This is a genomic window from Herbaspirillum sp. GCM10030257, from assembly GCF_042666555.1.
Lineage (GTDB): Bacteria > Pseudomonadota > Gammaproteobacteria > Burkholderiales > Burkholderiaceae_D > Noviherbaspirillum.
Genome location: NZ_JBHTDH010000065.1, coordinates 1 through 9,486, shown reverse-complemented (window position 1 = coordinate 9,486; position 9,486 = coordinate 1). Strand labels below are relative to the sequence as shown.

The following is a 9,486-nucleotide window of genomic DNA, read 5'->3' as shown; positions in this document are numbered from 1 at the left end:
CTTCGATCAGTTCATGGATGCAGGAGTGATCCGGATAGGCAGCGTGCGTCGCGTTCCACTCGACCAGCAGACGCCGGCGCTCGCTGGCGTCCAGCAGTGGCAGCGTGGCGATGCTGCGGCTATCGTCTTCCACCATTGCCTGCAGCACCTGCCGCAGGTAGCCACAGTACCGTTCTATCGTCGCCCGTTCGAACAGCGACGTCGCATAGACGATGCCGCCGCCGATATGGTCGCCGACTTCACCAAGATACAGCGACAAATCATGCTTGGCCGTCACGAACGGCACGCCAACCGGAGACACTTCCAGTCCCGGCAGGTCGAGCTTGCCTTCCTCCGTGCTCTGCCAGGTGAACGACACCTGGTACACCGGGCTGTGCGCGGTGCTGCGCGGCGGGTTGACGATCTCGACCACCTGCTCGAACGGCAGGTCCTGGTGCTGCTGCGCTTCCAGCGCCTGCTTCTTCACCCGCTGCAGCAACTCCCCGACAGCCGGCTGCCCGGACAGGTCCACGCGCAGCGCCAGGTTGTTCAGGAAGAATCCAATCAGCGGTTCAAGCTCAGGACGCGCGCGGTTAGCGAGCGGTGTGCCCACCACCAGTTCGTCCTGTCCGGCGAGCCGTGAAAGCAGGCTTGCCCAGCCGGACAGCAGCGTCATGAACAGCGTCGTGCCGTGCCGCCGGCAGAGTGACTTGAGGCCTTGGGAAAGCGATTCATCCAGCATCAGCTCGACCACTCCACCGCGTCCGTCCTGCAGCGACGGTCGTGCATGGTCGATGGGCAGTTCCAGCAAAACCGGCGCGTCGGTCAACGTGTTGCGCCAGTACTCGACCTGTGCCTGCAAAATTTCTCCGGATACCCAATGCCGCTGCCACACGGCATAGTCCGCGTACTGAACAGGCAGCGGAGCCAGGCTAATTTCATCTCCCTGTGAAAAGGCTCTGTACAGCGCGCTGAATTCATTGACCAGTACGCCCTGCGACCAGCCGTCAGACGCGATGTGATGCATGGTGACCAGCAGGACGTGCTCATCCTTGCCGACGCGGACCAGCCGTCCCCGTATCAATGGCCCCGATGCCAGGTCAAATTCGGCCGCGGCCTCCTCTTCAATCAATCGCTCAAGGCTTGCCTCGATGTCGGCGGCGGCCTCAAGGTTAAATTCCTTCAAGAGGAAATTGCCGTCTACGTCAATCTGTTGGACTGGTTCGCCGTCCACCATGACAAAGCGGGTTCGCAGAATCTCATGCCGTTCCACGATGCTGTCGAGCGCCAGGCCAAGTGCAGCGCGGTCCAGTTTTCCGCGCAGCCGCAAACCCATCGGAATGTGATGTGCGCTGCTGCTGCCTTCCATCTGGGCGAGGAACCAAAGCCGTTGCTGGGCAAACGAGAGCGGTAACGGCCCGTCCCGGCCCACCGGCTCCACAGCGGGAATGGCACCGACGGCGGCGCCTTGAACGATCCCGGCAAGCTCAGCCAATACCGGATGGTTGAACAGATCGGTCACCCCGATCTCTGCAGAGAACCTGCGCGCGATGCGCGACACAACCTTGACTGCCAGCAGCGAGTGGCCGCCAAGCTCGAAGAAGTGATCGAAACGGCCGACCCGTCCGATTTCCAGCACTTCGGCCCAGATCTTCGCCAGCTCGTTCTCGATACTGCCAACCGGCGCGACATAGGCCTCGCCCTGCCAACCGGCCCGATCCGGGGCCGGCAACGCTGCCCGGTCGAGTTTTCCGTTCGACGTCAGGGGCAAGCTGTCGAGCCAGATGCAGGCCGCGGGCACCATGAATTCCGGAAGCGCGGCACGCAGATGCATGCGCAGGCTTTCGACGTCGGCATCGTCTTCTTCGCGACGGACACAATAGGCAACGAGTTGCCTGTCGCCCGCCCGGTCCTCGCGCAGGATGACCGCCGCCTCGCGCACTGCCGGGTGCTCCAGCAAGCGCGCCTCGATCTCGCCCGGTTCGATGCGGAAACCGCGCACCTTGACCTGGAAGTCGTTGCGTCCGAGATACTCAATGGTACCGTTTGGCCGATAACGCGCCAGGTCACCGGTCTTGTACATCTGCGCCTTAGAATCGGCGGTAAATGGATCGGCAATGAAGCGTTCATCCGTCAATTCCGGCCGGTTCAGGTAACCGCGCGCGACGCCGGCGCCAGCAATGAAAATCTCGCCGATGACGCCGATCGGAACCGGTTGATGCTGCGCATCGAGCAGATAGATCCGGGTATTGCCGATCGGCCGCCCAATGGGTACCGCCGAGCCTACTTCGTCGCCGGCAATCTCATGGACGATACAACCGACCACGGTTTCCGTCGGCCCGTATTCATTGACCATGCGTACGCCGGGCTGGAGGCGCTGCCACATCGCGACAGTGGCCGGTGCCAGCGCTTCGCCACCAATTACGAACAAGTCGACGTAGCTTGCCGCGTTCGCCCCGGCCAGGCGCTGGCCGAGTGCATCGAGGTGAGCCGGGGTGATTTTTACCAGCCCGCAGCCGCGCGGGTCGCGCACCCGTTGTTCAAGTTGATCGAGTTCCTTGTTCTCGGCGAGCAGATGAACGGTGCTTCCATAAACCAGCGGGGTAAACAGGCTGGTGATCGTCGCATCGAACGAGAGAGACGACGACACCACCGCTCCGTGGTCGGGGCGATATGCCTGCCGCGCCCAGCACAGGTAGTTGGTAAGTCCCGAATGTTTGACCATCACGCCCTTAGGCATGCCGGTCGATCCCGAGGTGTAGATCACGTAGGCCAAGTTCCGTGCGCTCAGTCCGATTTCGCGCGCACCCGGATTGCTGTCTGGCTGCCTGGACCAGCGCCGTCGATCGGCTTCGAGGTCGATGATGGGCGCGCCGGATTCTCCCAGTGCCACCCTGATCGACGCAAATGCCTGTGCGGAGACGCGATCGTGCGTCAGCACCGCCATCGGCGCGCTGTCCCTCACCATGAATCCCAGGCGTTCGGCCGGATAAGCCGGATCCAGCGGCACGTAGGCGCCGCCGGCCTTAAGCACGGCGAGCAAGCCGATCACCATATCGATGCCGCGTTCCATACATACGGCGACGCGTACCTCTGGGCCGACACCAAGTTTCATCAGATGGTGCGCGAGACGATTAGCCTCCGCATTGAGCGTGGAGTAGCCGACTTCCCTGCCTTCGCAGGCAAGCGCTACCGAATCCGGCGTTTTCACGGCCAGTTCCTCGAACAGTTCATGCACGCAGCTTTCCAGCGGATAGGCTTCATCCGTGGCATTCCACTCGACCAGCAGGCGCCGTTGTTCCATTTCGTCCAGCAGGGAAATGCGGTCGACCTGCTGGTGGTCGTCCCGCACCATCCCGACCAGGATGTTGTGCAGATAACGTACGTAGCGTTCGATCGTGGCCTGGTCGAACAGCGCGCTTGCGAACTCAACCCCGCCGACGATGCGGCCGTTGTCTTCGCCGAGATTGAGCATCAGGTCGAACTGCGCCACGTTGTGCGCCGAGCCGACCTGGGAAAGCGCCAAGCCGGGAATATCGAGCTCGCCTTCATCGTTATTGCGCCAGGTGAACAACGACTGGAACAAGGGGTTATGCGCCATGCTGCGCGGCGGGTTGACGATCTCCACCACCTGTTCGAACGGCAGGTCCTGGTTTTGCTGGGCTTCCAGCGCCCGCGCCTTGACACGCGCCAGCATCTCTTTCACCGACGGCGAGTCGGACAGGTCCATGCGCAGCGCCAGCGTATTGACGAAGAAGCCGATCAGGGGCTCGACTTCGGTACGGGTACGGTTGGCGACCGGTGTTCCGATCATTAAATCCTTCTGGCCAGACAAGCGGGAAAGAAGAATTGCCCATGCGCCAAGCAGCGTCATGAACAGCGTCGCACCATGTCGCTTGCTCAAGCGGTCCAGACCTTGAGACAGCTCGGCGTCAAGTTCCAGCGCGACAAAGGAGCCGGCGTAGTCCTGCTGTGCCGGGCGCGGGTGATCCGAGGGAATGTCGAGCAGCGTGGGAGCGCCGGCAAGCGTACGTCGCCAGTAATCGCTTTGCGCCTGAAGCACGTCGCCGCTGAGCCAGCGCCGCTGCCACGCCGCATAGTCAGCGTATTGCACCGTCAGCGGCGGCAAGCCGTCGTCCGCTCCTTCGACAAATGCACGGTACAGACTGCTCATCTCCCTGGTCAGCACGCCCATCGACCAGCCGTCCGAAACGATGTGATGCATCGTGATCAACAGCACATGCTCATCGGCCGCCAGGCAGACTAGGCGGCCGCGCACCAGCGGGCCGGACGCAAGATCGAAGGGTGCGCTCGCCTCCGTTTCGATCAGCGCCAGCAACGTGCTATCTGTCGCATCCTGCCCGCGCAAGTCTTCTTCCATCAGCCGGAAGCCCACATCCGGCGGCGCGATATGCTGCACTGGCGCGCCGTCGACCAGCCCGAAAGTCGTGCGAAGGGTTTCGTGGCGCGCCACCACACGATCCAGGGCCTTGCGCAGGGCTACCACGTCAAGCGTCCCTTGAAGGTGCAGGCCAAGCGGAATGTGATAAGCCTGGCTTGCCCTTTCCATCTGGGCCAGAAACCACAGGCGTTGCTGGGCGAACGAAAGTAGTAGTGCTTGCGACCGGTCCGCCGGCTCGATGGGAGGGAGCACGCTTCGCTGCGCTCCCTCCAAGGTGCGCGCAAGGTCGGACAAGACTGGATATTCGAACAACTGCGTCACGCTAAGCTCGATACCCAAGGTTTCGCGCAGTTGGGATACCACGCGCATGACCAGCAATGAATCTCCGCCCATGGCAAAGAAATGGTCGTGCCGTCCCACGCTCTCCAGTTTCAGCACATCGCCCCAGATCGCTGCCAGCGTCTCTTCGACCAGACCTTCGGGCGTGGCATAGCCGGCGGACGCGAACGCTTCCGCGCCGGGCGCAGGCAAGGCCTTGCGATCGAGCTTGCCGTTTGCATTCACCGGCAGCGCGTCCACGATGACGTAGGCTGCCGGCACCATGTAGTCCGGAAGCGACTGCTTCAGGTGCTCGCTGAGTTCCGCGCTCGTAAGTAGCGATCGTTCCTGCCGCTCGCCTGCCTGCGGATCGCGGCCGAACAGAAAATCGTAGAACGGAGTGTGTCGGTACTCCTCGCGGTAGTGATGCGAACTGTAAACGAAAGGAAACACTTCGCCGTTCTGGCGGATCAGTTCGCCCGACAAGTGGTAGTCCGGATTGATGCCGTTGTCACACAGCTTGCTCACGATGTCCACCCGGATCGTATCGCCACTGGTAACGTCGATTCCCGGATAGAAGACGGGAAAGTACACCGGCAGCCAGCAGTAACGATGATCGATGATGTCTATCACCTCGTCGTGCGCGGTGTACAGGTTGAGCCAGACGAGAAAGCCATCGATCCGGGCGTCGCGCGTGATCGTGAAGCGTTCCTCGCGCCTGAACGCCGGATCGGTTTGAACCGTGTGATCGAGGTCTTCCAGCGTGCCGACATTGGAAATCAGGTTTTGCCGGGTCACGCCGCTCAGGCACAGGCGGAAATCGAACTTGTAGCCGCGGTGCTCAAAGATCTTGTCGATGTACTGGGCGCCTGTATCAGAAAAACGGGGATCGGCAAGAAATTCCTCAGGCAAGGTGACGGCTGCAATCCGCGTCATCGTTCGCTCTGGGATCATCACGCCGTCGTCTTTCATGAAGCGCCAGGCGTTGTTGATCAGCACCCCCGCACCTTCGCAGCCGCCGATGGATCCGACGATCTCGGAGACGCAGACATCGGCCAGTTCGGGAAGTTCGACCTTGGTCGCGTCGCCATGGATCAGGATGATCCGTTCGCTCAGCCCCAGTTGCTCGATGCAGGCCTTCGCCTTCCGGTAGCTTTCCTCGAGCAACTCTATCGCATACACCTTGCGCGCTCCCGCCTCCACGCAGAAGCGCGCGAGGATGGCGTCCTTGCCGGTACCAATTTCCACCACCACCTTGTCCCTGACCGCCCGGCCGATCGCCAGCTTGTAGCTCCGGTTGCGGCGCTCGTCGTTGGTCATCGCGAAATAAAGCAGGTCGTCGTAGACGAAGTACTCGGCGATCGACGGCCACAGTTCGATGCGCTGCAATGGCTGCGGAACGACGTAGGCAACCAGGCGCCGGTCGCCGGGCTCGTCTTCGCGGCAAAGCACCACCGCCTGCTGTACGTCCGGATGCTGTGCAAGCCGTGCCTCGATCTCGCCCGGCTCGATGCGGAAACCACGCAGCTTGACCTGGAAGTCGCTACGACCGAGGAACTCGATGCAGCCATCCGCCCGATAACGCCCAAGGTCGCCGGTCCGGTACATCCTTGCCTGCGGATCGCCGGCAAAGGGATCGGGCAGGAAACGTTCAGCACTCAGTTCCGGGCGGTTCAGGTAGCCGCGCGCGACCTGGACACCACCGACATGGATTTCACCAGCGACACCAACCGGAACCGGCTGGCCCTTAGCGTCCAGCAGGTAGATACGGGTATTGCGTATTGGGCGGCCAATCGGCGGCGCGGCGTCCTCCGCCGCATCGCAAAGATGCATTGCCGCGCAGACCGTGGTTTCGGTCGGGCCGTAGGCATTTACCATGCGACGCCCGGGTGCCCAGCGCTTCACCAGCGCCGCGCTTGCCGCATCGCCGGCGACCACCAGCGTGCTCACCGTGCTCAGTGTCGCATCGTCCGGCATGGCCGCCAGCACCGCCGGCGGCAGGGTGACATGGGTAATCCCATGAAAATCGATCAGCTCGCTCAAGGCTTGTCCGGCCAGGACCACATCAGGATCGGCGATATGGAGGGTGGCTCCGGTGCAAAGCGTCACCGCAATCTCGGAGACGCAGGCATCGAAACTCGGCGATGCGAACTGCAATACGCGGCTGTCACTATCGACAGCAAAGTCTTCCGCCTGCGCCACCACCAGGTTGCAGATACCGCGGTGTTCGACCATCACTCCCTTCGGCTGCCCGGTCGAGCCCGAGGTATAGATCACATAAGCGGTACTTCCGGCCGTCACTGCGTCGGACGACTGGTCGGGATCGGTGGTCTTTTCATTCGCCCATTCGTGAGAGTCGAGTTCCAGGTCAAGCGAGGGAACGGCGCTTGCAGCCAGGCTCCAGAGCGCCTCTTCCGGCAGCGCACCGCAGGTGAGGATCAGGACGGGGGCGCTGTCCTGCAGCATGTAAGACAAGCGTTCCGGCGGATAAGCGGGGTCCATTGGCACATAGGCGCCGCCTGCTTTCAGAATCGCCAGGATGGCGACCACCATGTCGGTGCTGCGTTCCATGCACAACGCCACGCGCGCTTCTGCCCGTACGCCGCGCTTGCACAAGCGATGCGCCAGGCGGTTCGCAGCGGCATTGAGCTCGCTGTAGCTTAGAGTGACGTCGCCTTGCACCAGCGCGACCGCGTCCGGCGTAGCTGCGGCCTGACGCGCGAAGAGGGTGTGCAGACATTGATCGGCCTCGTACATGCCTGCGGTGCTGTTCCAGTCATTCAGCAAGGTCTGGCGTTCCTGCTCGGGCAACACGTCGATGTCATGCCACGATGCGCCCGATCCGCTTTGCAATGCCTGCACCAGGCCCGCAAGAGCCGTCTTCATGTATGCGCACACCCGGTTCGGATCGACGGACTGCGGCACTTGCGCCTTCAGACCGAATCCCGTGCCTGTATCGTCCACATGGAATGTCAGCGGATAGTTGGTCCTGTCCTGCCCGCCAAGAAACTCTATGCCATCCCAGGCTTGCCGATCCTGGCTTGCCGAGCGTTCCGGGGTATGGCGGTAATTCAGCAAAGCGCTGAACAAGGGGGTCGGTGCTTCCACGCCGCTGCAACGCTGGGCAAGCGTCAAGGGTGCATGCTCGTGACGTAATAGTTCGGCAAGCAAGGCGTGGGTACGATGTACGGCAGTCTGTACGTTTTCCTCGTCTAGCTTGATCCGGACCGGCAGTGTGTTCATGAACAAGCCAAGCACACGGTCGGCACCCTCGCCGCCCTGCATGCGTCCGAACAGCACAGTGCCAAACACTACGTCGTCGCTGCCGCTGAGCCTGGCGAGCACTGCCGCCCAGGCCTGATGAAACAGGCTTGCGACGCTCACGCCGAGGCTGCGCGCGCAGTCATGCAATGCGTTCGAAAGTTCGGATTCGAGCTCGTACTCGGCCTCGTCGATGCCGGATCCATCTCCCTGGACATCCACCAGGCCGTAGGGTGTCGTCGGCTCGACGACGTCGTTCAGCATGCGGCTGAAAAACGCCTTGTGTTCTTCGCGATCCACACCGAGACGCGCCTGCGCAACGAAGTTGCGGAACGGAAGTGGTGCCGGCAGGCTGTCCTCCTCGCCCAACAGGTAGGCCTGGATCTCGCGCTGTATTGCTTCCAGCGTCGTATGATCGATCACGAGGTGATGAAAATAATGCAGCATCAGCCAACCGCCGCTTGCCATGTCGGGCGCGATGAAGGACCGCATCAGAGGCGCCAGGCGCACGTCCAGGCGGTAATGATCCTGCGACGAGATCGCATTCAGGTATTCGGCGGCATCATCTGCCGTCGGGTCGATGACAATCTCTTCGATCATCAGTGGCGCCTTGCGCCAGACGACCTGTACCGGTTCCGGCAATCCCTCCCAGACAACTGCGGTGCGCAGGATGTCGTGCCGGTCGACCACCGCTTGCAGCGCATCCATGAACTGGTCGAGTCGTTGCCGCGTGGCGAAGCGATACAGGGTTGGTGCCACATAGACGTCACGCCGGCCCGCCATCAGGTGGTGGAACAGGATGCCTTCCTGCAGCGGCGCCAGCGGATAAATGTCCTGCACGTTGGAAGCGCCGCCGGGTACGCTATCGGTCACGCGTCGGAGCTCCGCCTCGGTCAGGCTCACCAGGGGCAGCATGTCGGGATGGATTTCCTCGCAGGCGGCAGGGATGCCATTCGGGGCGATCGATACCAGATCGCTGTTGGGGCTGACGGCCTGCGCCAGAGCGGCGACGGTCGGGGTGGCGAACAGCGTGCGCACATCGACGTGCATGCTCTGCTGGCGCATGCGCTCGACCAGCGTCACCGCCAGCAGCGAATGCCCACCCAGCTCAAAGAAGTTGTCGTGGCGGCCGACGCGCTCGACGCCGAGCACCTCGGCCCAGATCGCGGCCAGCGTGGTTTCGGCTTCGCCTTGTGGCGCTTCGTAGACCTCGCTTGCATAGGCATCGCCGTCCGGCGCCGGCAGCGCCTTGCGGTCGAGTTTGCCGTTCGGTGTCAGTGGCAGTGTATCGAGTGCAACGTAGGCAGCCGGCACCATGTACTCCGGCAGCGTGGCCGACAGGTGCAGGCGCATGCCGTCCACTGCCACCGTGCCCGGCTCATCTTCCGTGTAGTACGCCACCAGGCGCTTGTCACCCGGCCGGTCCTCGCGTGCGATCACCACCGCTTCGCGCACCCCTTGCTGTTCCAGCAGCCTCGCTTCGATTTCTCCCAACTCGATACGGAAACCGCGCAGCTTCACTTGCT

General features: G+C 62.4%; 1 protein-coding gene. It reads right to left on the bottom strand.

Annotated features, from left to right (window positions below; genetic code table 11):
* Positions 1-9,486, bottom strand: a 9,486-nt coding sequence (locus ACFQUU_RS28805) for an amino acid adenylation domain-containing protein (protein WP_382252024.1), incomplete at both ends; no start/stop codon positions are given.